Genomic DNA, 26323 nt, shown 5'->3' on the forward strand with positions numbered 1-26323 from the left:
TTGAGCTCAGTGTGAACCGCGTCCTACCGGTATTTACCCGCTTCTGTTTATATGAATCGATGACAACTCTCACTTCAGCCGGCACCGAAGACCGGTTCAACACAGTCAGCAAACACCTCATCGCCCTGGACGTCGACGGAACCCTGGTGGACCACGACGGACACATGTCCCCCAACGTCCGGTCCGCGGCCAGGGACGCGATCGACGCCGGACACCACCTGGTCATTTCCACCGGCCGCTCTTTTGGTGCCGCGCTTCCCATCCTTGAACGCATTGGGCTCACCGAGGGATACTCCGTCTGCTCCAACGGAGGCGTTACCCTCTCGATCGACACTTCCCTGCCGGACGGCTATGAAGTTGTGGACCGGGTGGTCTTCGACCCGCGTCCTGCATTGGACGCCCTGCGCGTGTCACTGCCCACCGCAAAATTCGCCCTGGAAGACCACGAGGGACGTTTCCTTTCCACTGAACGCTTCCAGGACGCCAGCTTCGGCGCGGAAGCACAGGCAGTGGACTTCGAGTACCTGCGCGAGAGCAAGGCCGTGCGCGTGGTGGTCTTCAGCACCGACAGCACCGCCGAGGAGTTCGGCGACGCCGTGGCCGCGATCGGCCTGCACGGAGTGACCTATTCGGTGGGCTGGACCGCTTGGCTGGACATCGCCGCAGCCGGAGTGACCAAGGCTTCGGCCCTGGAACAGGTCCGCCGCCGTCTGGATATCGACCCGCTGCACACCGTTGCCGTGGGCGACGGCCGCAACGACATCGAGATGCTGTCCTGGGCGGCGCGCGGCGTCGCCATGGGCCAGTCCCCGGAGGAAGTGCTCTCCGCCGCCACCGAGGTGACCGGTTCGGTCTATGAGGACGGCGCCGCCAAGGTCCTGCGCAGCCTGCTCGATCCGCGCTAGCGCCTACCTGGCCGCATAGGGCAGGGGAGCGGGCGGCAGCGAGACCGGGCCGGCCACCAGGTCCAGCAGGCGGGCAGCCGCGGGCCGTGTGGCCCATTCCTCCACCCAGTGGGAGCGCACCACGGCCTTGCTGACAGCCTGGGCCGTGATGCCAAGTTCCTGCGCGACGTACTTCTGCTGTCCCCGGGCTCCGGGAGTCATCAGGTCCAGGACCTTCCACTCCGCCGTCGTCCGGCTGGCAACGATCATGCCCAGCAGTCGCAGCACCGCTTCCGCCTCAGAGGCCACTTCGGCGTCGGGCCCCTCCACGGCCAGCGGAATACGGTCGCCGGAGCGCTGCGCGCGTTCCACTGCCCGGCGCGCGTAGACCAGGCCAAACCCCTCCGCCTGCAGCACGTCCTCCGGGAGCGGGCGGAGGAGTTCGCCGACGCCGATTCCCACGTTCCAGCGGCGGGCCCGGATGGCAATCAGTGCCGCATCAACCGCTGCCGAGGGATGGGCCAGGATGCCCTGCGCCTCATCGCCCACGGACCGCTGGAAATCCACTGCGGCGGGAATGTGCCGCAGTGAGCGCACCAGCTCCGGAACCTGGTCCCCTGCTTCGCGGGAGTCCCGCTGGTTGATGGTCAGCACAAAATGCATGGCATCAGCATGGCAGAGCAACCGCGCCGGACAACCGATATCGGTTGCGGCGTGCCGTCCTTTCCCTCCAGATGACAGAAACTGCACGTACCAGCGCTGGTACGTGCAGTTTCTGTCATCTCGTTGGGAGAGGCTAACCCTTAGTTGTTCTCCGGGTTTGCGTCCACGTCGCGGCCCTGCGGCTCGTCCTCTTCGCGCTCCTCGCCCTGGGCTTCGAAGCGTGCCAGGGAAGCTTCAACCTCGGCCTCGGCGGCTTCGCGGCCTTCCCAGTCAGCGGCCTCTACCCACTTGCCGGGCTCCAGGTCCTTGTACTTGGTGAAGAAGTGCTTGATTTCGTCCAGCAGGAAATCCGACACGTCGGAAATGTCCTGGATGTGGTCGAAACGGGGGTCAACGGGAACGCAGAGGACCTTGGCGTCTCCGCCGCCGTCGTCAACCATGTTGAAGACGCCGATCGGGCGGGATTCAACCAGCACGCCCGGGATCAGGTCGAAGTCCTGCAGCATGACCATGGCGTCCAGCGGATCGCCGTCTTCGCCGAGGGTGTTCTCGAAGTAGCCGTAGTGCGTGGGGTACTGCATGGAAGTGAACAGCACACGGTCCAGGCGCAGGCGGTGCGTCTCGTGGTCGATTTCGTACTTGACGCGGGATCCCTTGGGGATCTCGATCGTTACGTCGAGTTTCATAACGGCTCCTAGGGGTGCGGCCACGTAAAAGGGCCGGTCAAACGGACAGAGAAGATCGTGCATGGCACATGCACTTTGCGAGGATGGACGCAGCCGGAATTCCCCCGTCCCTTTGGGAATGTCCGTTTGGTTCACTGCGCCGGTCTAGTGTTAAAGATATATGTCCTGAGGCACTGGCGGGTTTCCCGGCGTTTCCAGCTGCCCAAATACCCGCCGCAGCAGGCGGAACCTGGGGAACCAGGCACGGAAAAATAAGGAAATGGTGGGCTTTGGCGAGGATGTTCTCCGGCATTGCCCTGCTGCTTGCCTTTGCCCTCCTGCTGGTTCCCGTTGCCGTCTACGCCGGTCCGCCGGTGGTCAAAGCCCTTACCGGCGCCGCCCCTGAACGCCAAAGCGCAGTGCCCACCCACCAGCGTCCGCCGGCACAGCTGACCGCCAACCCCTTCATCACGCCCCTGGACCCGGCCGCGCCGGTCCCCGATGCCGCGGTGCTGGGTTCCCTGCTCGACGCCGAACTGGCCTTCGAAGGACCCGGCACCGTCTCGGCGGTGGTCTCCGACGCGCTCACGGGCACTGTGCTCTATGAACGCAGCCCGGAGGCATCCGGCATGCCCGCCTCCACCCTCAAAATCCTTACCGCTGCCGCCGTTGTGCGGACCCTGGACCCGGATTCCCGTTTTGAAACCGCTGTCTACGCGGCCAGGGAGGATGGGGAAACCGTGCTGACCCTGCGCGGGGGCGGCGACGTACTGCTGGGCAGCGGAGACTCCCGGGAGGACGGCGTCGTCGGCCATGCAGGCCTGGCCACGCTGGCAGCGGAGGCGCTGCAGGAGCTGGGGCCGGATGCGGGGACCGTCCGCGTGCAGGTCGATGACTCCCTGTTTACCGGGCCGGCACTGTCCGGCGCCTGGAACGAGGCCGACGTCGCAGCCGGGGAGATTGCCCCGGTGTACGCCCTGGCGGTCAATTCAGCCTGGGCGGACGAGACGCGGCAGGGCGGGGAACGTACCGACGACGCAGCGCTCGCAGCCGGCACAGCGTTCCGGGACGCGTTGGCCGTGTCCGCGCAAGCGCAGGGGATCACGGTTGCGGACGGAGTGGACCGTGGAACTGCACCGGCCGGTTCGCAGGAACTGGCCGTAGTCGAGTCGGCCACCGTGGCCGAACAGGTGGAGCAGATGCTGCTGGTTTCGGACAACTACCTGGCCGAGGCCCTGGGCCGCTCAGCCGCGAAGGCGTCCGGCCGGGAGGCGGATTTTGCCGGCGCGGCCGAAACGGTGGCAGCCGAGATCGCCCGCCTGGGCGTGGATACGGCCGGAATGTCGCTTGCGGACGTCTCCGGGCTGGCGGCGGAGAACTCTGTCACTGCCCGCCAGCTGGAAGAGACTGTCCGCGCCGTCCTGACCACCGGCGATGACGGACTGCGCGCAGTTGCACGGGGGCTGCCCGTTGCCGGACTCAGCGGTACGCTGCAGGGCAGGTACGGCGACGAGGCCGCAGCCGGCCTGGTGCGCGCCAAGACCGGAACGCTGCGCGCCGTGACGGCCCTGGGCGGCTACGTGACGGACGCTGACGGGCGGCTGCTGTCCTTTACGCTCGTGGCGCGGGGCCTGGACGGCAATACCGCCGAGGCCCGCGCTGCCGTGGACAACGCTGCTGCGGTGCTGGCCGCCTGCGGCTGCCGCTGAGTCCTGCCGCCGGTCCTGCCGCATACTCCCTCCCCGGCCGCCCCAAACCGATCGACAGGCCAGTTACGGCCCGTATGACTCCACCCCCTCAAACGAGCCGTAACTGGCCTCTCGGGGGATCTTGGAACGGCTGCGGGAGCGCAGTGCGGCGTCCCTGTGATCGAATGGACCAATGGAGAGCAACCAGCAGCACCTGAGCAACTCAAACGCCGCGCGACTGGTGAACTGGGACTTCGCCGCTGCCACCGCCGCCACCCTCGTGGCCCCGGGGCCCAAGATGAGCCGCCGCGAAATCCAGGCCGCCGTCGCGGACCTGCGCCGGCTGGCGGATGAGTCCGTAGCCCACGTCCACCGCATCACCGGGCTGGACGCCGCGGAGGACCTGCGCGACTCGCAGGTCCTGATCGTGGACCGGGCGTCCTGGGCCAAGGCCAACTCGCAGAGCTTCGCCGCGCTGATGAACCCGATGCTGGAGCATCTGGCCGAAACCAGGCCGGAAGCCGTCAAGGCCACCAATACCGCTGTTGCCGGTACCGTTACGGGGGCCGAGCTCGGCGCCGTCCTGGCGTTCCTGGCCAGCAAGGTGCTGGGCCAGTATGACCCGTTTGCGGCCCTGGCTCCGGACAGCCCGGGCAAAAAGGGCGGCCGCCTGCTGCTCGTCGCCCCCAACATCATCAGCACCGAACAGGAACTGAACGTAGAGCCGTCCGACTTCCGGCTCTGGGTCTGCCTGCACGAACAGACCCACCGCGTGCAGTTCGCCGCGGCCCCGTGGCTGCGGGACCACCTGCTGGAGCAGATCCGGCTGCTGAGCACAGGACTGATGGACAAGGCGCAGACCCTGCCGGAACGGATCAGTTCAATGGCCAAGCAGCTCTCCGCTGCCGCCGGCGGCAGGGACGAGACCCCGGCCGACGGCGTTCCGGAGCGCCAGCTGGATGTCCTGACCCTGCTGCAGGACCCGGCGGACAAGGCACGCCTGTCCCACGTCACGGCCGTGATGAGCCTTCTGGAAGGCCACGCCAACGTGGTCATGGACGCAGTGGACGCCAGCATCATCCCCAGCGTCAAGACCATTCGCCGCCGCTTCAACGACCGCGGCATCAACCGCGGCTGGCTGGACAAGTTCTTCCGCCGCGTCATGGGTCTCGATGCCAAGATGCGGCAGTACGCAGACGGATCGAAGTTTGTCCGCGCAGTGGTGGACAAGGTGGGCATGGAAGGGTTCAACCGGGTCTGGGAAGAGGCAGGGAACCTGCCCACCGAGGCGGAAATCCACAACCCGGACCTCTGGATCAAGCGGATGGGACTCTAGGCAGCACGTGAGCGAGACCCCAATGCACCCCCTGGTTCCGGCAGTGCGGGCGCGGCGCCGCCTGAACCCCACCCTCGGCAAGGCACGCGCCATGCTGAAGGATTTCCTGCGCGACGCCGGCCTGGCGCCCAATCCGGCCAGCCCGCCGGTGCTGCTGGTGGCCTGCAGCGGCGGCCCGGACTCGCTTGCCCTGGCGGAAGCGGCGTCGTTCTTTCACCGCCGCGGAGACTACGCGGTGGGCGCCGCCGTTGTCGATCACGGCCTGCAGCCGGGATCGGCGGTCATCGCCGAAACCGCGGCCGCGAAGCTGCGCGGCATGGGACTTGACCCGGTTACCGTCCACCGGGTGGACGTTCCGGAATCCGGCATGGGCCCGGAGGCCGCGGCCCGCACCGTGCGCTATGAAGCGCTCGACGCCGCTGCCGCCGCGGCGGGAGCGGACGCCGTGCTGCTCGGCCACACACTCGATGACCAGGCTGAACAGGTCCTCCTCGGCCTCGCCCGGGGATCCGGAACGCGTTCCCTTGCCGGCATGCCCGCGCGGCGCGGAATCTATCTGCGCCCGTTCCTGGGCCTGCGCCGGGAAGAAGTCGAAGAGATCTGCGCCGCGCAGGAGCTGGATCCCTGGTACGACCCCACCAACGCTGACCCGTCCTTCGCGCGCTCCCGTGTGCGGACCTCGGTACTGCCGTTCCTCGAAGCCGAACTGGGCCCCGGAATCGCCGAAGCGCTCTTCCGCAGTTCCCGGATCCTCGCCCAGGACGCCGACTACCTGGACGCCCAGGCCGCCGAAACCTACGAGCGGCTGCGTGCCGAAGCCGGAAATCCTCCCGCCGGCAGCGACCCGGAAGAGATCCTCCTCTCAGAACAGGCCCTGCGCGAGCTGGCTCCGGCACTGCGGCAGCGCGTGCTGGCGCTCGCCGCAGCTGAGCTTGGAGCCGCCCGTCCCAGCTGGGAGCGGGTCCGCGCGGTGGAGGCGCTGCTGCGCCGCGAGGGGTCGGCCGGGCCGGTGCAGCTGGCCGGCAAGGTCTCCGCGTACAGGCAGGTGCGGGCAAAGCCGGTTCCCCAAGGCAGCCCAAGCTATGGCAATCTTGTTTTTAGGAAAAAGAGCAGCGCCTAAGTCCAGCTGCAACATCTCGTACCCGGGAGCCATTCGTGGATTCACACGACGTCCAGTCAGACCTCAAACACGTTCTCTACACCAGGGAACAGATTGCCGAGCGAATCAAGGAACTGGCGGCGGAAATCGACCGCGACTACGCCGGACGCGACATCCTGCTCGTCGGCGTGCTCAAGGGCGCCGTCATGGTCATGGCGGATCTGTCCCGTGCGCTGCACAGCCACGTTTCCATGGACTGGATGGCAGTGTCCTCCTACGGCTCCGGCACCCAGTCCTCCGGCGTTGTCCGCATCCTGAAGGATCTTGAGACTGACCTGCTGGGCAAGCACGTGCTGATCGTCGAAGACATCATCGACTCCGGCCTCACCCTGTCCTGGCTGCGCACCAACCTGCAGTCCCGCGGACCGGCGAGCGTGGAGATCTGCACGCTGCTGCGCAAGCCGGATGCAGCGAAGGTTGAGATCGACGTGAAGTACGTCGGCTACGAGATCCCCAACGAATTCGTGGTTGGCTACGGCCTGGACTTCGCCGAGAGGTACCGCAACCTGGACTTCATCGGCACCCTGGCGCCCCACGTCTACGAATAAAGCGTCAGGCAGGCAGTCAGCCCGCCTGCTGAACCCGCTGGTCCTTACCGGCGCACTCCGGTGCCCGGCACGGACCGGCGGGTTTTTCGCACTCCGCCGCATGAGCGGAATCACGGAACCGGGCTACGCCCTGAGGGAACTAATGCGCCCTTTGAACCGTGTGGTTCTTGGAGACGGTGTATAGCTAGACATTGCTAGCCAACGAATTCCGCGCAGTATCAGCGTTGTTGATCAGGAGGGACGGGGCATCTGCCCTGACGACGAATGAAATCCAAGAACTTCTTCAAGGGACCGATCATTTGGATCGTGCTGGCTCTTGCCGCGCTGCTGATCATCCTTCCCAACCTTGCCCCCTCCGGCGCTTCCCAGGTTGATACCAACGTTGGCCTGAAGCTGCTGGCTGACAACAAGGTTGAACAGGCAAAGATCTACGACGGCGACCAGCGTGTGGACCTCACCCTGCGGGAACCGTATGAGGACAAGGGCGAGAACGTCCAGTTCTTCTTCGGCTCCGCCCGCGGCGATGACATTGTCGAGGCCGTGAACAACTCCGACGTCGACGGCTTTACGGACCAGCCTGTCCAGACGAACTGGTTCACCAGCTTCCTGGGCCTGTTCCTGCCCATCATCATCCTGGGCCTCATCTTCTGGTTCCTGCTTACCCGCATGCAGGGCGGCGGATCCAAGGTCATGCAGTTCGGCAAGTCAAAGGCGAAGCTGACCAACAAGGACATGCCGCAGGTCACCTTCGCGGACGTCGCCGGCGCTGACGAAGCGGTGGAGGAACTCCACGAAATCAAGGAATTCCTGAAGGAACCGGCCAAGTTCCAGGCCGTGGGAGCCAAGATCCCCAAGGGTGTCCTGCTCTACGGCCCTCCCGGAACCGGCAAGACCCTGCTGGCCCGCGCAGTGGCGGGTGAAGCCGGCGTGCCGTTCTACTCAATCTCCGGTTCGGACTTCGTCGAAATGTTCGTCGGCGTGGGTGCTTCCCGTGTCCGGGACCTCTTCGAACAGGCCAAGAACAACGCTCCGGCCATCATCTTCGTTGATGAGATCGACGCCGTCGGCCGCCACCGCGGCGCCGGTGTGGGCGGGGGCAACGACGAACGCGAGCAGACGCTGAACCAGCTGCTGGTCGAGATGGACGGCTTCGACGGCAACACCAACGTCATCCTGATCGCCGCCACCAACCGCCCGGACGTGCTGGACCCCGCGCTGCTGCGCCCGGGCCGCTTCGACCGGCAGATCGGCGTCGAGGCTCCGGACATGCAGGGCCGCCTCCACATCCTGCAGGTCCATGCCAAGGGCAAGCCCATGGCACCCGGCGTCGACCTGGAGAGCGTGGCCCGCAAGACCCCCGGCTTCACCGGTGCGGACCTGGCGAACGTCCTCAACGAAGCCGCCCTGCTCACCGCGCGCTCCAACGCGCAGCTGATCGATGACCGCGCGCTGGACGAAGCGATCGACCGCGTGATCGCCGGACCGCAGAAGCGCAGCCGCGTCATGAAGGAACTCGAGCGCAAGATCACCGCGTACCACGAAGGCGGCCACGCCCTGGTGGCCGCGGCCCTGCGCAACACCGACCCGGTGACCAAGGTGACCATCCTGCCCCGCGGGCGCGCACTGGGCTACACCATGGTCCTTCCGCAGGATGACAAGTACTCCGTCACCCGCAACGAACTGCTGGACCAGCTGGCCTACGCCATGGGCGGCCGCGTCGCAGAGGAAATCGTCTTCCACGATCCGTCCACCGGCGCCTCGAATGACATTGAGAAGGCCACCGCCACCGCCCGCAAGATGGTCACGCAGTACGGCATGAGCGAGCGGATCGGCTCCGTGAAGCTCGGCTCCGGCGGGGGAGAACCTTTCCTGGGCCGGGACATGGGACAGGAGCGGAACTACTCGGACCAGGTGGCGTACGTGGTGGATGAGGAAGTCCGGCGCCTGCTGGACAACGCCCACGACGAGGCGTACCAGATCCTTACCGAGAACCGCGACGTGCTGGACCGCCTGGCCCTGGAGCTGCTTGAGCGCGAGACCCTGAACCAGGCCGAGATCGCCGACGTGTTCCGGGACGTGCGCAAGCGCGATGTCCGTGAAGTGTGGCTCTCCAAGCCCACCCGCCCGGTGCATGACATTCCTCCGGTGGTTTCCCCGCGCGAACGCGAAGAGGCCGCAGCCGCCGGCGAGCCCAGCCCGGATACCGTGGCACCGCAGGACCAGATTGCCGACGCCGATATCCCGCAGGACTTCGACGTCTCAGCCAACGGGCTCCCGGAGCCTGAGAACAGCGGCCGGGGCAGCCACACCGGCACCTCGAACCTCGAATAACCGAAAGACTGGACGGCCGGAGCAGCTGCTCCGGCCGTCCAGCCGCTTCCAGCGTCCACGGTAGGATCGTGCAGTGACGGATTTCGACGATGAACTGAGCCTGGCCGAGCTGACAGAGACGGCCTCCGAGGTGGACCAGCCCCGCATTGCCCGGGCGGTGCGCGAAATCCTCCTTGCCATCGGGGAGGATCCTGACCGCGACGGACTGAAGGAAACCCCTGCCCGGGTTGCGAAGTCCTACGCGGAGATCTTCGCCGGACTGCACCAGAGTCCCTCGGACCTGCTGGCCACCACGTTTGACCTGGACCATGAGGAAATGGTGCTGGTCAAGGACATCCCCTTCTACTCCACCTGTGAGCACCACCTGGTTCCGTTCCACGGTTCGGCGCACATCGGGTACATCCCCTCCCACGACGGCAAGGTCACCGGGCTGAGCAAGCTTGCCCGCCTGGTTGACGTGTACGCCCGCCGGCCGCAGGTCCAGGAGCGCCTCACCACGCAGATCGTGGACGCCCTGATGGACAACCTGCAGCCCGTCGGCGCGATCGTCGTCATTGAATGTGAACATCTCTGCATGTCGATGCGCGGCGTGCGTAAGCCCGGTGCCAAGACGGTCACCTCGGCCGTGCGCGGCCAGCTGCGCGAAACCGCCACGCGTGCAGAAGCAATGAGCCTGATACTCGGACGATAGGACGACTCGATGGATTCGCTAGCTGCCACGCCCGGAACCGGGCCCGCCACCAATCCGCTGCCGGTGATCCGGCCGGGAGCCCGGAAGCGGCGCTTCGAGGACCTGCCCGAAGGCCGCACCCTGGTGATGGGAATCCTGAATGTCACGCCGGATTCCTTCAGCGACGGCGGCGAGCATGACACCACGGATGCCGCCATCCGCGCGGGACTGAAGATGCACTACGACGGCGCCGACATCATCGACGTTGGCGGGGAATCCACCCGGCCGGACGCCGAACGCATCAGCGCCGAGGAGGAACAACGCCGCATCCTGCCCGTGGTCGAGGCCCTCGCGAAGGCCGGAGCCCTGATCAGCGTGGACACCATGAACGCTTCCACCGCGGAAAAGGCCATCGAGGCGGGGGCAGGCCTGATCAACGACGTGTCCGGGCTCGAACTGGACCCGGAGATGCCTGAACTGATCGCCCGCACCAAGGTTCCCTACATCCTCATGCACAGCCGCGGCAGCGTCCGCAGCCAGGATCCGAAGGCCAGCTACGACGACGTCGTCGAAGACGTCATTGCCGAACTCACCACGCTGCGGGACCGCTTCTACGAGGCCGGTGTTACCCCGGAGCAGATCATCCTGGATCCGGGGCTGGGCTTCGCGAAGAACTCCGAGCACGACTGGGCGCTGCTGCGCAACGTGGACCGGCTGACTGTCCTGGGGCACAAGGTGCTGATCGGTGCATCCCGCAAGCGCTTCCTCGGCTCCCTGCTGACCACTGCCGGCAAGGCCGCACCGCCGGCCGAACGTGACAGCGCCACGCTGGCCACCACGGCGCTGGCTGCCAGCCAGGGCGTCTGGGCCGTCCGCGTGCACGACGTCGCTGCGAACGTGGACGCGGTCAAGGTTGCCGCTGCCTGGCAGGGTTAGCGTGGCCACCCCGGCGACCCCGGTGCCCGTCCGCGACCGGATCCGCCTGTCCGGGCTGAAGGCAACCGGCTACCACGGAGTCTTCGACCATGAGCGGCGGGACGGCCAGGAATTCACGGTGGACCTGGTCCTGTACACGGACCTGCGCCCGGCCGCTGCCGCTGACGACCTGACCCTGACGGCGCACTACGGTGAGCTTGCCGAGCAGGTCTGCGCCCTGATTGCCGGGGATCCGGTGAACCTGATCGAAACCCTCGCCGAGCGGATCGCTGACCATGTGCTGGCCGGTTTCGGCGTGGTGGAGGCCGTGGACGTCACCGTGCATAAACCCCACGCACCCATCACCGTGCCCTTCGGCGACGTCGAAATCCAGATCCACCGGGAACGCGCATGAATGCCGTGCGCACCGTCCTCGCACTGGGCAGCAACCTCGGGGAATCCCGCAGCACGCTGGCTGATGCGGTGGCCGCCCTGGCAGACCACCCGGGTATGAAGCTCGTGGCTGTTTCACCCGTGGCGCGTACGGCTCCCGTAGGCGGACCGGCAGGCCAGCCGGACTACCTCAACCTGGTGGCCGAGTTCGAAACCACCCTGGACGCCCATGCCCTGCTGGACCATTGCCATGACATTGAAAACCGGCACCACCGCACGCGTGAGGTGCGCTGGGGGCCGCGGACGCTCGACGTCGACATCATCACCTACGGCTCCAGCCGGATCAATGACGAGGTCCTGACGGTGCCCCATCCGCGGGCGGCGGAGCGGGCGTTTGTGCTCCAGCCCTGGGCCTGGATGGATCCGGACGCCAGGCTGGAAGGAGTTCCGGTGGCCGACCTGGCTGCCCGCGCTGCCGACCTGTCCGGCGTCGAACTCTTCGAGGGGGAGTGAGTATCACGTGAGGAGCATCCGGTACCGCTGGCTTGCGGTCACGGCCGTGGCGTTTGGCATTGCCGGCTGGCAGGTGAACGCCTGGGCCACGCGCAACGGTTTTCCGGCGCCGGTACTGAACTTCACCGCCCTTCTCACTCTTGCCTTCATTGTGGGCTTCACCCTCTTCCTCGGCCTGCGCGTGCGGCGCTGGCGCAACGGTGAGCGGGAGAAGCCCCTGGACCCCATTGCCGCCGCCCGGACGCTGGTCCTGGCGCAGGCCACTGCGTACGCAGGTGCGCTGCTGCTCGGCTGGCACGGCGGGATCTTCCTGGACCAGGTGCGGCTGTGGGAAATGCGCCCCAACCATGCCCCCACCTGGGCTTCACTTGCCATGACCGCCGGCGGGATGATCATGATAGCCACCGGACTGGTGGTGGAGCGGTTCTGCAAGCTCCCGCCGGAAGACAAAGACGGCGGCGAAGACAACAACAGCGGGGGAGAGTATGCGTAACCAGGCCATAGATCCGCAGGGCCTGAACTGGCAGCGGGTCTCTGAGCGCTACCTGACACTGCGGCTGCTGTCCCTGGCAGTTGAAGCCGTCATCACCCTTGCCCTGGCCAGCATTCCGCTCATCCTGCACAGCCTGGGCATCTGGTCCGGCTTCCCGGCCTGGCTCGCCTGGGGGCTGCCGGCCGTGTTCCTGGCCGGGTTCATCTGGCGGGCCATCCTGGTACCCCGGCAGGTACGGGCCATCGGCTACGCCGAACGCAACGAGGACCTGCTGCTGCGCTCCGGCATCTTCTTCCAGCGCACCCTCGTGGTTCCCTACGGCCGCATGCAGTACGTGGACGTCGCCGTGGGACCGATGGAACGCCTCTTCGGCCTGTGCACCCTCAAACTGCATACGGCCTCCCAAACCACCAACGCAACCATCCCGGGGCTTCCCGCCGCTGAGGGCGCAAGGCTGCGGGAACATCTCTCTGCGCGCGGCGAGGCGCAGCTGGCGGGACTGTGAGCGGGCAGGAACCGGACGCAGCCCGTTCCGCGGAAGCAGACTGGAAACGGGTCCACCCGGTCTCCCCGCTCGTGCGGGGCTGGATCGCGCTGGCCGCTGTCGCGTACTTCCTGGGCCGGGACTCGGTCGAGGCGTTCTTCCTGCGTGAGCGGCCCGGCGGGCCGCTGCCGGACGGCACCCCGCTGATCTGGGCCGTCATCGGGCTGGCAGTCCTCATCCTGGCCATCGGCGTCGTGTTCTTCCTGTCCTGGTGGTTCACCCGGTACCAGGTGAGCGGGGACCACGTCCGGGTCCGGTCCGGGGTCCTGTTCCGCCAGCACCGTCAGGCACGCCTGGACCGGGTGCAGGCAATCGACATCAACCAGCCGCTGCTGGCACGGCTCTTCGGACTGGGCGAACTCCGGTTCGAGGTGGCCGACGCCGGTGAATCGGCAGTGCGCCTGGCCTACCTGCGCATGGACCACGCCCGCGAACTGCGCGCCACCATCCTGGAACGCGCCTCCGGAGCCCAGGCCGCCACCGGCGAGGAACACGCGGCGGCGGACACCGCCGGCCATCCGGACGCCGCAGCGGCACCTGCCCGGACGGCAGCCGAAGCCCCGGAGTACCCCATCCTCGCCCTCCGCCCAGGACGGGTCATCGGTGCGGCGCTGCTCTCCGGAAACACCGTTGTCCTGCTGCTGGGCATCATCGCCGTCGTGACCCTGACGGTCATTACCGGCGAAGGTGTCTCCCTGGCCGTCTTCATTCCGGTGGGCCTGGCAGTCGCCAGCGGCTACTGGTCCATGCTCAGCACCGCCTGGAACTTCCGCGCCGCGGTTTCCCGGGACGGCGTCCGCATCCGTTACGGACTCCTGGACACCCGCACCCAGACGGTGCCCCCGGGCCGGATCCAGGCCGTGTCCGTCACGCAGCCCCTGCTCTGGCGGCCCACCGGCTGGTACCGGATTTCCGTTAATGTGGCAGGCTACGGGGCATCGCCGGGCTCTGACGGAGCACGCACCCGCCTGCTGCCCGCCGGAACCCTGGACGAGACCCTGCAGATCCTGGCCCTCGTCCTGCCCAACCCCGGCACCGAAGATCCGGTGGGGCTGTTCACCGCCGGGCTCCGGGGCAGCGGCCCGGAACACGGGTTCACCACGTCGCCCCGCCGGGCGCGCTGGGTTGCACCTCTGCAGTGGCGGCGCAGCGGTTATGCGCTCACCGGAACGGCCCTGCTTAGCCGTACCGGCCGGCTGTGGCGCAGCCTCACCGTGGTTCCGCACGAGCGCATCCAGTCCATGGCGCTGGAACAGGGCCCGCTGGCACGCCGCCTGCGGATCGCTGACCTGCGGCTGCACTCGACACCCGGTCCGGTTGCGCCGCGGATCAGGCAGCTGGACCAGGCCGTGCTGCTGGAACTCTTCACCGAACAATCCGTGCGGGCTGCGGACGCCCGCCGCCGGGACCGAACCGAACGCTGGCTGCACCGCGAAACCGCCACCGGCCCGGCGGTGCCCCAGTCAGCGCCGGAACCAGCACAGGCTGCGGGTGCGGAACCGGAACGGAAGCCGCAGGCCGCCGGACCACAGATGGAGGAGAACTGGAATGAACACCGCTGATCAGCGCCGGCGCGGCCGGCTGGGAATCGGCGTCATCGGCGCAGGCAAGGTGGGAGCGGTCCTCGGTGCGGCCCTCCGCGCGGTCGAACACGCCGTCGTCGGCGTTTCAGCCGTATCCGAAGCCAGCCGGGAACGCGCGGAGAACCTGCTCCCCGGCGTTCCGGTGCTTGAAATCCCGGACATCATTGAGCGTTCCGAGCTGGTGCTGCTGGCAGTGCCCGACGACGCCCTGCCGCCGCTCGTGTCCGGACTGGCCGCCACGGGAGCCTGGCAGGCCGGGCAGCTCGTGGCGCACACCTCAGGCCGCTTCGGCACCGCTGTCCTGGAACCGGCACGGCAGGCAGGAGCGATTCCGCTGGCACTGCACCCGGCCATGACCTTCACCGGCCTCAGCCTGGACCTCACACGCCTGGCCGACTGCTCCTTCGGCGTCACGGCTCCCACCGCGGTGCTGCCGATCGCGCAGGCCCTGGTGGTTGAAATGGGTGCCGAACCCGTGGTTATCGATGAAGGCGACCGTGAGCTTTACCACGCCGCGCTTGCCCACGCCTCCAATCACCTGGTGACCATAGCGGCCCAGTCTTCTGAACTGCTGCAGGGCCTCGGCGTTGACCAGCCGGCCCGGCTGCTGGGCCCTTTGATGCGTGCCTCCCTCGAAAACGCGCTGGCCTCGGGCGAACACGCCCTGACCGGCCCCGTGGCCCGCGGAGACACAGGCACCGTTCAGGCCCACACCCGCGCCCTGGGACGCGACGCCGCACCGGATATGGCGCAGGCCTACCAGGCGCTCTCAGCGGCCACCGCCCGCCGTGCTGTTGAGCGCGGTCTGCTGACACCTGCGCAGGGGGAGAGAATTATTGAAGTACTTAATTCCAACCCCGAAGGACCCCGGTGAACCACCCCCGGTTGGCAACAACCCCCGCAGAACTCAGCAAAGCCGTCACGGAACTCCTGGAAGCCACCGGCAAGGACCGTCCGGCCCTCGGTCTGGTTCCCACCATGGGAGCCCTCCATTCAGGGCATGCAGCTCTCGCGCAGGCCGCGCGGGCTGACAACGACGTAGTGGTTGCCAGCATCTTCGTGAACCCGCTGCAGTTCGACGATTCCGCAGACCTGGCCCGGTACCCGCGGACCCTGGACGCGGACCTTGACCTGCTGGGACAGGCCGGAGTGGACCTGGTGTTCGCGCCGAGCGAGGCAACCATGTACCCCGGCGGACTCCCGCTGGTCCGGGTCAGCTCCGGCGGCCTGGGAACCCGCTTCGAAGGCGCCTCCCGCCCGGGACACTTTGACGGCGTACTCACCGTGGTGGCCAAACTGTTCCACTGCGTCCAGCCGGCCGTGCCCGCCGATTTCCGCGCCTACTTCGGGCAGAAGGACGCTCAGCAGGTGGCTTTGATCCGCCGCATGGCGGCGGACCTCAACTTCCCGGTCCAGATCTATCCGGTTCCCATCGTGCGGGCCGCTGACGGGCTCGCCGAGTCCAGCCGGAATGTCTTCCTCAGCGAAGCGGACCGGCGCAGCGCCCTGGTGCTTTCCCGTGCCCTGGGCCGGCTGCAGGAGAATGCCTCCAGCCGCCGTCCGCTGGACCTGCCGTCCGCCGCCGCACTCGTGTCGGCAACCCCCGGTGTTGAACTGGACTACTTCGAAGTTGTCGATCCGCTCACTCTTGAACCGGTCCCGGCAGGAGTGCAGGACGTTCTCTCCGGACCTGCCCTGGCACTGGTGGCCGCCCGGGTGGGCGGAATCCGGCTTATCGACAACGCCGAACTGCACGGCTGAGCTGCATGTCCTGGGCCGCTGCGGGACGGCACGCCGTCCGCGGCTTTGACGGGGCTGGGTAGACTTAAGAACCGTGACCTCCTCTAACGTCGTTCCCGAAGCAGCAGATTCCTCCGAGCAGATGCGCATCCGTGCGGAAAAGCGCGCCAAGCTGCTTGAGCGGGGGCAGGAAGCCTACCCCGTCGGCGTCGAGCGTACCCACTCGCTCCGCCAGGTCCGGGACAAGTTCGGCCACCTGCAGGCTGACGAGACCAGCGGTGAGACCGTGGGAGTCACCGGCCGCGTGGTGTTCATCCGCAACACCGGCAAGCTCTGCTTCGCCACCCTCCAGGAAGGGAACGGCACCCGCCTCCAGGCCATGCTGTCCCTGGCCTCCATCGGGGAGGAAGCACTCGCCGACTGGAAGGCCTCCGTGGACCTGGGGGACCACGTCTTCATCCGTGGCGAGGTCATCTCTTCACGCCGCGGGGAGCTCTCGGTCATGGCCGATTCCTGGTCGATGGCTTCGAAGGCACTGCGCCCGCTGCCGGTGCTGCACGCTGACCTGAATGAGGAAACCCGGGTCCGCCAGCGCTACGTGGACCTGATGGTCCGCGACGAGGCCCGGGACATGGTCTACAAGCGGGCCGCGATCATCCGCGCCGTCCGTGACACCCTGCACGGCCACGGCTACGTGGAAGTGGAGACTCCGATGCTCCAGCTGATCCACGGAGGCGCCGCTGCGCGTCCCTTCGAGACGCACCTGAACGCCTTCGACCAGCCGATGACCCTGCGCATCGCTACCGAGCTTTACCTCAAGCGCGCCGTCGTCGGCGGTATCGAGCGTGTTTACGAGCTGGGACGGATCTTCCGCAACGAAGGCGTTGATTCCACCCACAGCCCCGAATTCACCACCCTCGAATGCTACGAGGCGTACGCCGACCAGTACGTCATGGCGGACCGCATCAAGGAGATTATCCTCAACGCTGCGGACGCCGCGGGCAGCCGGCAGATCGAAACCCCGGCCGGCACCATTGACCTCGACGGCGAATGGCGCTGGCTTTCGGTGTACCCCGGCCTGTCCGAGGCAGTTGGCCAGGAAATCACTCCGGATACCGATGCCGAGACGCTGCGCGCGGTAGCGGAGAAGCACGGCGTGAAGGTGGATCCCAAGTGGGATGCGGAGAAGCTGGTCATTGAACTCTTCGGCGAAATCGTCGAACCGACGCTGCTGCAGCCCACGTTCGTGTGCGACTACCCGCCGTCGGCCCAGCCGCTGGCCCGCCCGCACCGGAAAGATCCCCGCCTGATTGAGGCCTGGGACCTGATTATCGGAGGAATGGAGCGCGGCACGGCATTCTCCGAGCTCATTGACCCGGTTATCCAGCGGGAGCGGCTGACCGAGCAGTCACGCAAGGCTGCTGCCGGTGATGACGAAGCCATGGCACTGGATGAAGACTTCCTCCGGGCCCTGGAGTACGGTGCGCCGCCCATGGGCGGCATTGGCCTGGGTATCGACCGTCTGGTGATGCTTTTCACGAACGCCGGAATCAGGGAAACAATTCTGTTCCCCCTCCTAAAGCCTGAAATGGGTTAGAACATGGAATATGTGGAAGTACTCCTGCCCTCAATATGTGTCGCTGCTCTCTTTTATTTCGTGATGAAGGCAGTGTTGAACGCGGACCGGTCCGAGCGAAAAGCCCTTGCTGAGGCAGAACGCGAAGCCGATCAGAATGTTCAGCCGGAAACCGGAGCCAAAATAGACCCTGCCGGTCCGGCGGATAAAGAATAACTAAAGAAAACGCCCTCCTGCTTTGACGGGAGATTACCAATTGCGCCATACTCGAAGTGGTCTCGAAATAAACAGCATTCCGCCACTTCATGCATAGGAGCCCCGTCATGGCGCAAAAGGTAAAAATTATTCTGGTAGACGACCTCGACGGCGGAAGTGCCGATGAAACCGTGCGTTTTGGGCTGGATGGGTCACAGTACGAGATCGACCTCTCCAATGACAATGCGAAGAACCTGCGTGCGGCGCTTAAGCAGTATGTTGATGCCGGCCGCAAGACCGGAGGACGCACCGGCCGCCCCCGCGGCACGGGTACTTCCCGCAGCAATGAAGCAGCACAGATCCGTGAATGGGCACGCAGCAACGGCTACACCGTTTCCGAGCGCGGCCGCGTGAACAGCGAGATCATCGAGGCCTACCGCGCCGCCCAGGGCTAATACGCCCCCGGAGGTCACGCCCATGGCGAACACGCCCCTTAAGCGGCAGTAACCGCCGTAGCATCGAATTACGCGTTAGCTAGGAGTGTGCCTCATGTTTGAAAGATTTACCGACCGTGCCCGTCGCGTTGTCGTGCTTGCCCAAGAAGAGGCACGCATGCTCAACCACAACTACATCGGCACCGAGCACATCCTGCTTGGGCTCATTCATGAGGGTGAAGGCGTTGCCGCTAAGGCCCTTGAATCCCTGAGCATTTCCCTGGGTGCCGTCCGCGAACAGGTGCAGGAGATCATCGGCCAGGGCCAGCAGGCCCCGTCCGGCCACATCCCCTTTACCCCGCGGGCCAAGAAGGTACTTGAGCTCTCACTGCGCGAAGCGCTGCAGCTGGGGCACAACTACATCGGAACCGAGCACATCCTGCTGGGCCTCATCCGTGAAGGTGAGGGCGTTGCAGCCCAGGTCCTCGTCAAGCTCGGCGCAGACCTGAACCGTGTCCGCCAGCAGGTCATCCAGCTGCTCTCCGGCTACCAGGGCAAGGAGCCCGTGTCCGCCGGTGGCCAGCAGCAGGAAGGCCAGCCCGCAGGATCGGTCGTCCTGGACCAGTTCGGCCGCAACCTCACACAGGCAGCGCGTGAAGGCAAGCTTGATCCGGTCATCGGCCGTGAACACGAGATGGAACGGGTCATGCAGGTGCTGTCCCGCCGGACCAAGAACAACCCTGTCCTGATTGGCGAGCCCGGCGTCGGCAAGACCGCCGTCGTCGAAGGCCTTGCCCAGGCGATTGTCCGCGGCGATGTCCCTGAGACCATCAAGGACAAGCAGCTTTACACCCTTGACCTCGGCTCGCTCGTGGCCGGTTCGCGTTACCGCGGTGACTTTGAGGAACGCCTCAAGAAGGTCCTGAAGGAAATCCGCACCCGCGGCGACATCATCCTCTTCATCGACGAGATCCACACCCTCGTGGGCGCCGGTGCCGCTGAAGGCGCCATCGACGCAGCGTCCATCCTGAAGCCGATGCTGGCCCGCGGTGAACTGCAGACCATCGGTGCCACCACGCTGGACGAGTACCGCAAGCACATTGAGAAGGACGCAGCGCTTGAGCGCCGCTTCCAGCCGATCCAGGTCAACGAACCTTCCGTTGCCCACGCGATCGAAATCCTCAAGGGCCTGCGGGACCGCTACGAAGCACACCACCGCGTGTCCATCACGGACGCCGCGCTGGCTTCGGCAGCAACCCTCGCCGAGCGCTACATCAGCGACCGTTTCCTGCCGGACAAGGCAATCGACCTGATCGATGAGGCCGGTGCCCGCCTGCGTATCCGCCGAATGACAGCTCCGCCGGAGCTGAAGGAAATCGACGAGCGCATCTCCGCCCTGAAGATGGAGAAGGAATCCGCGATTGACGCGCAGGACTTCGAAGGTGCTGCCTCCCTGCGGGACAAGGAGCAGAAGCTCCAGGACCAGCGTGCGGAGAAGGAGCGCCAGTGGAAGTCCGGCGGCCTGGATGACATTGCCGAGGTGGACGAGGAACTGATTGCTGAAGTCCTCGCCAACTCCACCGGCATCCCCGTGGTGAAGCTGAACGAGGAAGAGTCCACGCGGCTGCTCAAGATGGAAGATGAACTGCACAAGCGGGTCATCGGCCAGGACGAGGCCATCAAGTCGATCTCGCAGGCCATGCGCCGTACGCGTGCCGGCCTGAAGGATCCCAAGCGTCCGGGCGGTTCCTTCATCTTCGCCGGTCCCACCGGTGTTGGTAAGACTGAGCTGGCCAAGGCACTGGCAGAGTTCCTCTTCGGTGACGAAGAAGCCCTGATCACCCTGGACATGTCCGAGTACTCCGAGAAGCACACGGTCTCACGGCTGTTTGGTGCCCCTCCCGGATACGTGGGCTACGAAGAAGGCGGGCAGCTGACCGAGAAGGTCCGCCGCCGCCCGTTCTCCGTGGTTCTGTTCGACGAAGTTGAGAAGGCCCACGCGGACCTGTTCAACTCCCTGCTGCAGATCCTCGAAGACGGCCGCCTGACCGACTCCCAGGGCCGGGTGGTGGACTTCAAGAACACCATCATCATCATGACGACCAACCTTGGCACCAAGGACATCTCCAAGGGCGTCATGACCGGCTTCCAGTCCGGTACGGACACCAAGACCGGCTACGACCGGATGCGGGCACGGGTCACGGAGGAGCTGCGCCAGCACTTCCGCCCCGAGTTCCTCAACCGTGTCGATGACACCGTGGTGTTCCCGCAGCTGACCCAGGAAGAGATCGTCCAGATTGTGGATCTGTTCCTGGAGCGCCTCGGCAAGCGCCTTGCGGAGAAGGGTATGAGCATCGAGCTCACCCCCGCTGCCAAGGTGCTGCTGGCTACCCGCGGATACGACCCCGCCATGGGCGCCCGGCCGCTGCGCCGCACCATGCAGCGCGAGATCGAGGACCAGCTTTCCGAGAAGATCCTCTTCGGGGACCTCAAGCCCGGGGAAACGGTCTCGGTGGACGTAGAAGGCGAGGGTGACGACGCAAAGTTCACCTTCACCGGACACGGCGCCCCGCGTGCCATCGAAGAAGCCCCGTCGGCCATCGAAGCCGGTGTAGGCGACGGACAGTAGACAGCAATAGCGGTGCAGCAATGCACTGAATAGAGGGAGCCTCCGGGAAACCGGGGGCTCCCTTTGCGTTTGCGGTTCATTTCATTCAGTTCCGCCGAAGACAGGCAGAACCACCAAAAGTCCTAGACTGAACCAATGACTGCAACCGCACAGAAGGCAACGTTCACCATCCGCCGGGCCCGCACCTCCGATGTCCGCCACATCCGGGACCTGGTGGCCCCGCTGGCCGAGGAGCGTGTCCTGGTGGCAAAGGAGACCGTCGCCTATTACGAGGGCCTGCAGGAATTCAGGATTGCCGAGGACGCCGATGGCAGGGTTATTGGCTGCGGGGCCCTCCACGTCATGTGGGAAGACCTCGCGGAGGTCCGCACCCTGGCTGCCCACCCGGACTGGAAAGGCCGCGGCGTCGGACACGCCCTCCTGGACCAGCTGCTTGCGGATGCCGCCGAAATTGGTGTCTCCCGCGTCTTTTGCCTGACCTTCGAGGTCGATTTCTTTAAGCGCCACGGATTCACCGTCATGGAAAGCCAGAGCGCAGTGGACCCGGAGGTCTACTCGGAACTCCTGCGTTCACATGATGAAGGGGTTGCCGAATTCCTTGACCTTGCCCGGGTAAAACCGAACACGCTGGGCAATACCCGCATGATCCGGGATGTTCGCGCATAGGTGAATTTTCAGCCCTACTGGAGAACGGCACCTGAAAACGGTACAGTAAGGGTACTTAGCATCAAGAAATGCCGGACGGGTTATCCAACAGGCGGAACGCTTATTTGGGTGGCTCCCCGGCCGATCAGAAAGCGGGTGCCGGATATGGGCGCAGACGACAAGATGCAGAACAAGGGCGAAGAGCTCGGCGGCAAGATCAAGGAAGGCGTCGGCAAGGTCACCGGCGACCACAGCATGGAAGCTGACGGCCAGGGCGACCAGGCAAAAGCCAACATGAAGCAGGCCGGCGAGCACGTCAAGGACGCTTTCAAGGGTAAGTAAATCCACGCCGGGCCGCTGAGGCCCGAAGGACACCCGGACTCCCGGGCCGCTGTTGTCACTGCTGGCCGGGGAACCACTGAAGGAAGGGCCAATCCGGCCCTTCCTTCAGTGCGTTAAGGGCACGCTTCAAGCCTGTGCAGGCCCACCCCGGCAGGGGTAGGGTTGGCTCACTCAGGAGAGCGGGCGACGGGGCCCGTTCCAGCGCAGTGGAGCCTCCGGGCAAAGGAGCGTCAGGCATGAAAAAACTCATCAATGATCCGCGCGCCGTGGTGGCCGAATCCCTGGAAGGATTCGGCATGGCCCACCACGATCTGGTCAAGGTCCACGCGGACCCCGCATACGTGACCCGCCGGGATGCCCCGGTTTCAGGGAAAGTGTCCCTGGTGTCCGGCGGCGGAAGCGGACACGAGCCGCTGCACTCCGGGTACGTGGGACGCGGAATGCTGGACGCTGCCGTGCCCGGCGCGGTCTTCACCTCACCGACTCCGGACCAGATCCTCCCGGCCATTACCAACACGGATTCGGGCGCCGGGGTCCTGCTGATCGTGAAGAACTACACCGGGGACATCCTGAACTTCGAAACGGCGGCGGAGCTTGCCCAGGCCGAGGGGATCGACGTGAAGTCGGTGGTGGTGAATGACGACGTCGCAGTGGAAGACTCGCTGTACACCGCCGGGCGGCGCGGCGTGGGCGGAACCGTGCTGGTGGAACGCATTGCCGGCGCAGCGGCCGAGCGGGGGGATTCTCTCGACGCCGTGACCAGCCTGGCTGAACGGGCCAACACCGGCGTTCGGTCCATGGGAGTAGCCCTGAGCGCCTGTACGGTTCCGCATGCCGGAGAGCCGAGCTTCGACCTCGCCGAGAACGAGATTGAGCTGGGTGTGGGAATTCACGGCGAACCCGGCCGGCGCCGCATGCCCATGGCTCCCGCCGACGCCATTACGGACCAGCTCCTTGAACCCATCCTCTCCGACCTCGGTGCCGGCAGCGGAGAGCGGGTGCTCCTGTTCGTCAACGGCATGGGCGGCACGCCCCTCAGCGAGCTCTACATTGTCTACCGGCATGCAGCCAAGCTGCTGGCTGACCGCGGGCTGCACGTTGAGCGCTCCCTCGTGGGCAACTACATCACCGCCCTGGAAATGCAGGGCGCCTCCATCACGGTGCTCAAACTCGATGACGAAATGATTGATTTGTGGGATTCGCCGGTTCATACCGCGGCCCTGCGGTGGGGAGCGTAGGCATGGAATTGAACGCACAGTGGGCAGATCAGTGGATGCGGGATGCCGCAGCGTTGATGGATGAGAACCGGCAGCGCCTGATTGACCTGGACCGGGTCATAGGCGACGCGGACCATGGCGAGAACATGGACCGGGGATTCACCGCCATCGTTGAAAAGCTGGACGCCGACGGAACTCCGGGCACACCGGCGGACGTGTTCAAGCTCGCCGCCATGACCCTGATGTCAAAGGTCGGAGGAGCCGCAGGCCCGCTTTACGGCACCGCCTTCCTGCGTGGTTCCGCCGCAGTCTCCGGCAAGGAGGTCCTGGACGCCGGAGACATCGTTGCCTTCCTGGTTGCGGCACGGGACGGCATAGTCAGCCGCGGCAAGGCGGAGCCGGGAGACAAGACCATGGTCGACGCCTTCACCCCGGCCGTGGAGGCAGCCGAAACAGCCGCCGGAGCAGGGTCCGACGCCGCTGCGACGCTCTCTGCGGCAGCCAATGCAGCCGAGGGAGGCCTCGCCGGAACGGAGCCGCTGGTGGCGCGCAAGGGCCGGGCCAGCTACCTCGGCGAACGCAGCGCCGGGCACCTGGATCCGGGTGCGGCGTCGACAACCTTGATCCTGCAGGCAGCTGCCCGCGCGGCCTCGGAGCAGGCATGAAGGTAGGGCTGGTCATCGTCTCCCACAGCGCCAAGCTTGCGGAAGGGCTCGCCGAACTGGCCGGACAAATGGCTCCCGACGTTGCGATCATCACTGCCGGAGGCACTGACGACGGCGGAATTGGCACCAGCCTGGAGAAGGTCCAGGCTGGAATCGCCCAGGCCGACGGCGGTGCCGGAGCGGCGATCCTGGCGGACCTGGGGTCAGCGGTGATGACCGCGGAAATGGCGCTTGAATTCCTGGATCCAGGCCAGCGGGAGAAGGTGAGGCTCGCAGACTCACCGCTGGTGGAGGGTGCCGTTGCCGCAGCCGTCGCTGCCCAGACGGATCAGGACCTGGCGGCCGTGATCCGCGACGCTGAGGCCGTAACGGCCACCCTGGGTGCCGGCAGGACGGCACCCACCCCGGCAGGGGGTGGGTCGGTGCCTGCGCCTGCGGACACCCTTGATGACATAGACCAGGATGACGACGGCGTGCACGAGGCTTCCTGGGAGCTCATCAACCCGATGGGCCTGCACGCCCGTCCGGCAGCCGCCGTCGCGCAGGCCATGGCGGACCTGGACGCGGACATCACCATCAACGGGGTGGACGGTAAGTCCGTCATGATGCTCATGACGCTGGGCCTGAAAGCCGGCGATACGCTGACCGTTTCCGCCCATGGGCCGGACGCGGGACGGGCCGTGGAGATGCTGGGCCTGGAAGTACGCAACGGGTTCGGGGAGATCTAGCGGGCGCCCGGGCAAGCCTCAGGCAGGCAGGCGCACACCTGAATCTGTGGCCTCGGCCAGGCCGTCGCGGAGCAGTCCCTGAAGCGCGCGTTCGAGCTGCTCCTGTGGGGCGGACAGGGCGTGCAGTGCAGCCAGCGGCGCCAGTTCGGCATCGGCCTCAGGTGCCACCAGGTCCACCGGGCCGGTCAGCAGCAGTTCACGCAGCACCGGCCCGTCCGCCTGGCGCAGTACGGCCATCATGGCTCCGCGGACCTGCCGGTCGGTGCCGTGCCATGCCTGCCCCTTGGGGACGTAGTGCGGCTCAGGACGGCCGGCCCGGACCCACGCGCAGTCATCCAGGACCGGACATTCGCCGCAGCGGGGGGAACGTGCCGTGCAGACGAGCGCTCCGAGTTCCATGACCGAGGCGTTCCACGCAACGGACTCGGCGTCGTCCCGGGGCAGGAGGGAAACAGCACGTTTCTTCTCCGCGGCGGTCAGCGACTGGGCGGGCAGTGCGTCCCCGGCCACCAGCCGGGCATGGACCCGGCGGATGTTGGTGTCCACCACGGTCTCGCGGCGTCCAAAGGCGAAGGACGCTACCGCAGCAGCCGTATAGTCACCTACTCCCGGCAGCTCGAGCAGGGCGGCGTGCGTGTCCGGCACTTTCCCGCCGTGGCTGGCCGCGATCTCTCCTGCCGCAGCGTGCAGCCGCAGTGCCCGGCGGGGATAGCCCAGGCGGCCCCAGGCCCGGACTGCTTCACCGCTCGGCTCGGCGGCCAGGCTGGCGGGCTCCGGCCAGCGTTGCATCCACTCCTGCCAGACCGGAAGGACCCGAACCACCGGAGTCTGCTGCAGCATCACTTCACTCACCAGGACGCCCCAGGGTGAACAGTCCGAATGCCGCCAGGGAAGGTCACGGGCGTGCTCCGAGAACCAGGAAATGATGCGTGCGTGCAGCGTCCGCGTGTGCTTCGGTTCCATGCATCTCCCTCGGTAATGACCAGCAATACTTTACTGACCGGCGTGGTGTGCGCCGTAATCCGGGGCAGGGTTCATAGCCTTAACCCATGGCGGCAAACGGACCCCGGAGCAGTGCGGGGCAAAAAACCAGCGGTGTCTCCGGCCGGGGGCCGGGCGGCCCCCGCAAGCCGAGCCAAGCCGTCTACCGCCGCCGCAGGATTGTCCTGGCCCTGCTGGTACTGGCAGTACTGGGTGCCCTGGCCTGGGCGGGAGTGGTGGTTGCCGCAACGCTCTCCGGCGGCAAGGAGGACGCGACTGCCTCCGAACCCTTCCAGACAGCACCGGACAGCACTCCCGGTCCGTCCGCGGAGGCTGAAGGGACGCCCGGCAGCTCCCCCAAAGCCACAGGCGAAGCCAAACCGGCGGACGAGGGCATCTGCCCGCCGTCGGCTGTGAAGGTGGAGGCCGCCACGGATGCCGCAGCCTACGCCGCAGGATCCAATCCACTGCTGACCCTCGCAGTGACCAACACCGGCACCGAGCCGTGCAAGATCAACGTTGGCACCACGCAGATGGAATTCATCGTCACCTCAGGATCGGACCGGATCTTCTCTTCAGCGGACTGCCAGGATGGAGCGGAGGACCTGCTCAAGGAGTTCGAGCCGGGAGCAACCGAGAAGGCGAACTTCACCTGGGAACGGCTCCGCTCCGCACCCGGCTGCGCGGCGGTGGCCAGCAACCCCAACCCCGGCTGGTACGTCTACACGGCGAGGCTGGGCGAGGCTACCAGCGAAACGGCTGTCTTCCAGCTGGACTAGCGGCCAG

At 66.3% G+C, this 26323-nt stretch carries 28 protein-coding genes; 25 read left to right on the forward strand and 3 right to left on the reverse strand.

Annotated elements, in window-relative coordinates; all coding sequences use genetic code 11:
* The first annotated feature begins 59 nt into the window (after window positions 1–59).
* Window positions 60–905: an HAD family hydrolase gene (locus tag GD628_RS06255; protein ID WP_152274128.1), complete on the forward strand. Its 846-nt coding sequence runs from the start codon at window positions 60–62 to the stop codon at window positions 903–905.
* A 3-nt stretch (window positions 906–908) separates the two neighbouring features.
* On the opposite strand, the gene GD628_RS06260 is transcribed toward GD628_RS06255, so the two are convergent.
* Window positions 909–1547: a hypothetical protein gene (locus tag GD628_RS06260; RefSeq protein WP_152274129.1), complete on the reverse strand. Its 639-nt coding sequence runs from the start codon at window positions 1545–1547 to the stop codon at window positions 909–911.
* Between the two features lie 140 nt (window positions 1548–1687).
* The gene (locus GD628_RS06265) at window positions 1688–2233 is read right to left on the reverse strand and encodes an inorganic diphosphatase (RefSeq protein WP_091600800.1); all 546 of its coding nucleotides are present in this window, start codon (window positions 2231–2233) and stop codon (window positions 1688–1690) included.
* Window positions 2234–2511: 278 nt separating this feature from the next.
* On the opposite strand from GD628_RS06265, the gene dacB reads away from it, so the two are divergent.
* The 23 genes from dacB (at window position 2512) to dhaM (ending at window position 24556) form a co-directional block, all read left to right on the forward strand.
* Complete coding sequence (gene dacB / locus GD628_RS06270; protein WP_152274252.1) at window positions 2512–3921, forward strand: D-alanyl-D-alanine carboxypeptidase/D-alanyl-D-alanine endopeptidase; 1410 nt, start codon at window positions 2512–2514, stop codon at window positions 3919–3921.
* A 172-nt stretch (window positions 3922–4093) separates the two neighbouring features.
* Window positions 4094–5236 carry a zinc-dependent metalloprotease gene (locus GD628_RS06275; RefSeq protein ID WP_091600798.1) on the forward strand — a complete coding sequence of 381 codons (1143 nt, stop codon included), beginning with the start codon at window positions 4094–4096 and terminating at the stop codon, window positions 5234–5236.
* 91 nt (window positions 5237–5327) lie between these two features.
* Window positions 5328–6356 (forward strand): tRNA lysidine(34) synthetase TilS, encoded by a 1029-nt coding sequence (tilS, locus tag GD628_RS06280; protein ID WP_152274253.1) that lies wholly within the window; start codon window positions 5328–5330, stop codon window positions 6354–6356.
* 35 nt (window positions 6357–6391) lie between these two features.
* Window positions 6392–6943, forward strand: coding sequence for a hypoxanthine phosphoribosyltransferase (hpt, locus tag GD628_RS06285; protein WP_091600797.1), 552 nt, complete (start codon window positions 6392–6394; stop codon window positions 6941–6943).
* Between the two features lie 264 nt (window positions 6944–7207).
* A complete protein-coding gene (gene ftsH / locus GD628_RS06290; RefSeq protein WP_091600796.1) occupies window positions 7208–9274 on the forward strand; it encodes an ATP-dependent zinc metalloprotease FtsH in 2067 nt (688 codons plus the stop codon).
* Between the two features lie 73 nt (window positions 9275–9347).
* Window positions 9348–9965, forward strand: coding sequence for a GTP cyclohydrolase I FolE (folE, locus tag GD628_RS06295; protein WP_091600795.1), 618 nt, complete (start codon window positions 9348–9350; stop codon window positions 9963–9965).
* A 9-nt stretch (window positions 9966–9974) separates the two neighbouring features.
* Entirely contained in the window at window positions 9975–10880 is a 906-nt protein-coding gene (gene folP / locus GD628_RS06300; RefSeq protein ID WP_091600794.1) for a dihydropteroate synthase, read from the forward strand.
* Window position 10881: 1 nt separating this feature from the next.
* On the forward strand, window positions 10882–11274 hold the full coding sequence (gene folB / locus GD628_RS06305) for a dihydroneopterin aldolase (RefSeq protein ID WP_226802361.1): 393 nt from the start codon (window positions 10882–10884) through the stop codon (window positions 11272–11274).
* Entirely contained in the window at window positions 11271–11765 is a 495-nt protein-coding gene (folK, locus tag GD628_RS06310; protein ID WP_152274130.1) for a 2-amino-4-hydroxy-6-hydroxymethyldihydropteridine diphosphokinase, read from the forward strand. Before folB ends, folK begins: the two co-directional genes overlap by 4 nt.
* 7 nt (window positions 11766–11772) lie before the next feature.
* A complete protein-coding gene (locus tag GD628_RS06315) occupies window positions 11773–12258 on the forward strand; it encodes a DUF3180 domain-containing protein (RefSeq protein ID WP_152274131.1) in 486 nt (161 codons plus the stop codon).
* Window positions 12251–12763, forward strand: a complete 513-nt coding sequence (locus GD628_RS06320; RefSeq protein ID WP_091600791.1) for a PH domain-containing protein — start codon at window positions 12251–12253, stop codon at window positions 12761–12763. The genes GD628_RS06315 and GD628_RS06320 overlap by 8 nt, the downstream gene beginning before the upstream one ends.
* A complete protein-coding gene (locus GD628_RS06325; protein WP_152274132.1) occupies window positions 12760–14364 on the forward strand; it encodes a PH domain-containing protein in 1605 nt (534 codons plus the stop codon). The genes GD628_RS06320 and GD628_RS06325 overlap by 4 nt, the downstream gene beginning before the upstream one ends.
* Window positions 14351–15259: a Rossmann-like and DUF2520 domain-containing protein gene (locus GD628_RS06330; RefSeq protein WP_152274133.1), complete on the forward strand. Its 909-nt coding sequence runs from the start codon at window positions 14351–14353 to the stop codon at window positions 15257–15259. Before GD628_RS06325 ends, GD628_RS06330 begins: the two co-directional genes overlap by 14 nt.
* 11 nt (window positions 15260–15270) lie before the next feature.
* Window positions 15271–16146, forward strand: a complete 876-nt coding sequence (panC, locus tag GD628_RS06335; RefSeq protein ID WP_152274134.1) for a pantoate--beta-alanine ligase — start codon at window positions 15271–15273, stop codon at window positions 16144–16146.
* Between the two features lie 121 nt (window positions 16147–16267).
* On the forward strand, window positions 16268–17722 hold the full coding sequence (gene lysS, locus GD628_RS06340; protein ID WP_091601485.1) for a lysine--tRNA ligase: 1455 nt from the start codon (window positions 16268–16270) through the stop codon (window positions 17720–17722).
* A gap of 3 nt (window positions 17723–17725) precedes the next feature.
* Complete coding sequence (locus GD628_RS06345) at window positions 17726–17917, forward strand: hypothetical protein (protein ID WP_091600788.1); 192 nt, start codon at window positions 17726–17728, stop codon at window positions 17915–17917.
* A 107-nt stretch (window positions 17918–18024) separates the two neighbouring features.
* The gene (locus GD628_RS06350; RefSeq protein WP_091600787.1) at window positions 18025–18351 is read left to right on the forward strand and encodes a histone-like nucleoid-structuring protein Lsr2; all 327 of its coding nucleotides are present in this window, start codon (window positions 18025–18027) and stop codon (window positions 18349–18351) included.
* Between the two features lie 94 nt (window positions 18352–18445).
* On the forward strand, window positions 18446–20959 hold the full coding sequence (locus tag GD628_RS06355) for an ATP-dependent Clp protease ATP-binding subunit (RefSeq protein ID WP_091600786.1): 2514 nt from the start codon (window positions 18446–18448) through the stop codon (window positions 20957–20959).
* Between the two features lie 135 nt (window positions 20960–21094).
* A complete protein-coding gene (locus GD628_RS06360) occupies window positions 21095–21625 on the forward strand; it encodes an amino-acid N-acetyltransferase (RefSeq protein ID WP_091600785.1) in 531 nt (176 codons plus the stop codon).
* A 144-nt stretch (window positions 21626–21769) separates the two neighbouring features.
* Window positions 21770–21946 (forward strand): CsbD family protein, encoded by a 177-nt coding sequence (locus GD628_RS06365; RefSeq protein WP_091600784.1) that lies wholly within the window; start codon window positions 21770–21772, stop codon window positions 21944–21946.
* A gap of 236 nt (window positions 21947–22182) precedes the next feature.
* A complete protein-coding gene (gene dhaK / locus GD628_RS06370; RefSeq protein WP_152274135.1) occupies window positions 22183–23184 on the forward strand; it encodes a dihydroxyacetone kinase subunit DhaK in 1002 nt (333 codons plus the stop codon).
* A 2-nt stretch (window positions 23185–23186) separates the two neighbouring features.
* Entirely contained in the window at window positions 23187–23828 is a 642-nt protein-coding gene (gene dhaL / locus GD628_RS06375; protein WP_152274136.1) for a dihydroxyacetone kinase subunit DhaL, read from the forward strand.
* Complete coding sequence (gene dhaM, locus GD628_RS06380) at window positions 23825–24556, forward strand: dihydroxyacetone kinase phosphoryl donor subunit DhaM (protein ID WP_152274137.1); 732 nt, start codon at window positions 23825–23827, stop codon at window positions 24554–24556. The genes dhaL and dhaM overlap by 4 nt, the downstream gene beginning before the upstream one ends.
* Window positions 24557–24574: 18 nt before the next feature.
* Here dhaM and GD628_RS06385 read toward each other — a convergent pair whose 3' ends face one another.
* Window positions 24575–25519 carry an HhH-GPD family protein gene (locus GD628_RS06385; RefSeq protein WP_091600780.1) on the reverse strand — a complete coding sequence of 315 codons (945 nt, stop codon included), beginning with the start codon at window positions 25517–25519 and terminating at the stop codon, window positions 24575–24577.
* Between the two features lie 86 nt (window positions 25520–25605).
* On the opposite strand from GD628_RS06385, the gene GD628_RS06390 reads away from it, so the two are divergent.
* Window positions 25606–26316 (forward strand): hypothetical protein, encoded by a 711-nt coding sequence (locus GD628_RS06390; RefSeq protein WP_152274138.1) that lies wholly within the window; start codon window positions 25606–25608, stop codon window positions 26314–26316.
* The last annotated feature ends 7 nt before the right edge of the window (window positions 26317–26323 follow it).

It is taken from the genome of Arthrobacter koreensis (genome assembly GCF_009193255.1).
Lineage (GTDB): Bacteria > Actinomycetota > Actinomycetes > Actinomycetales > Micrococcaceae > Arthrobacter_B > Arthrobacter_B koreensis.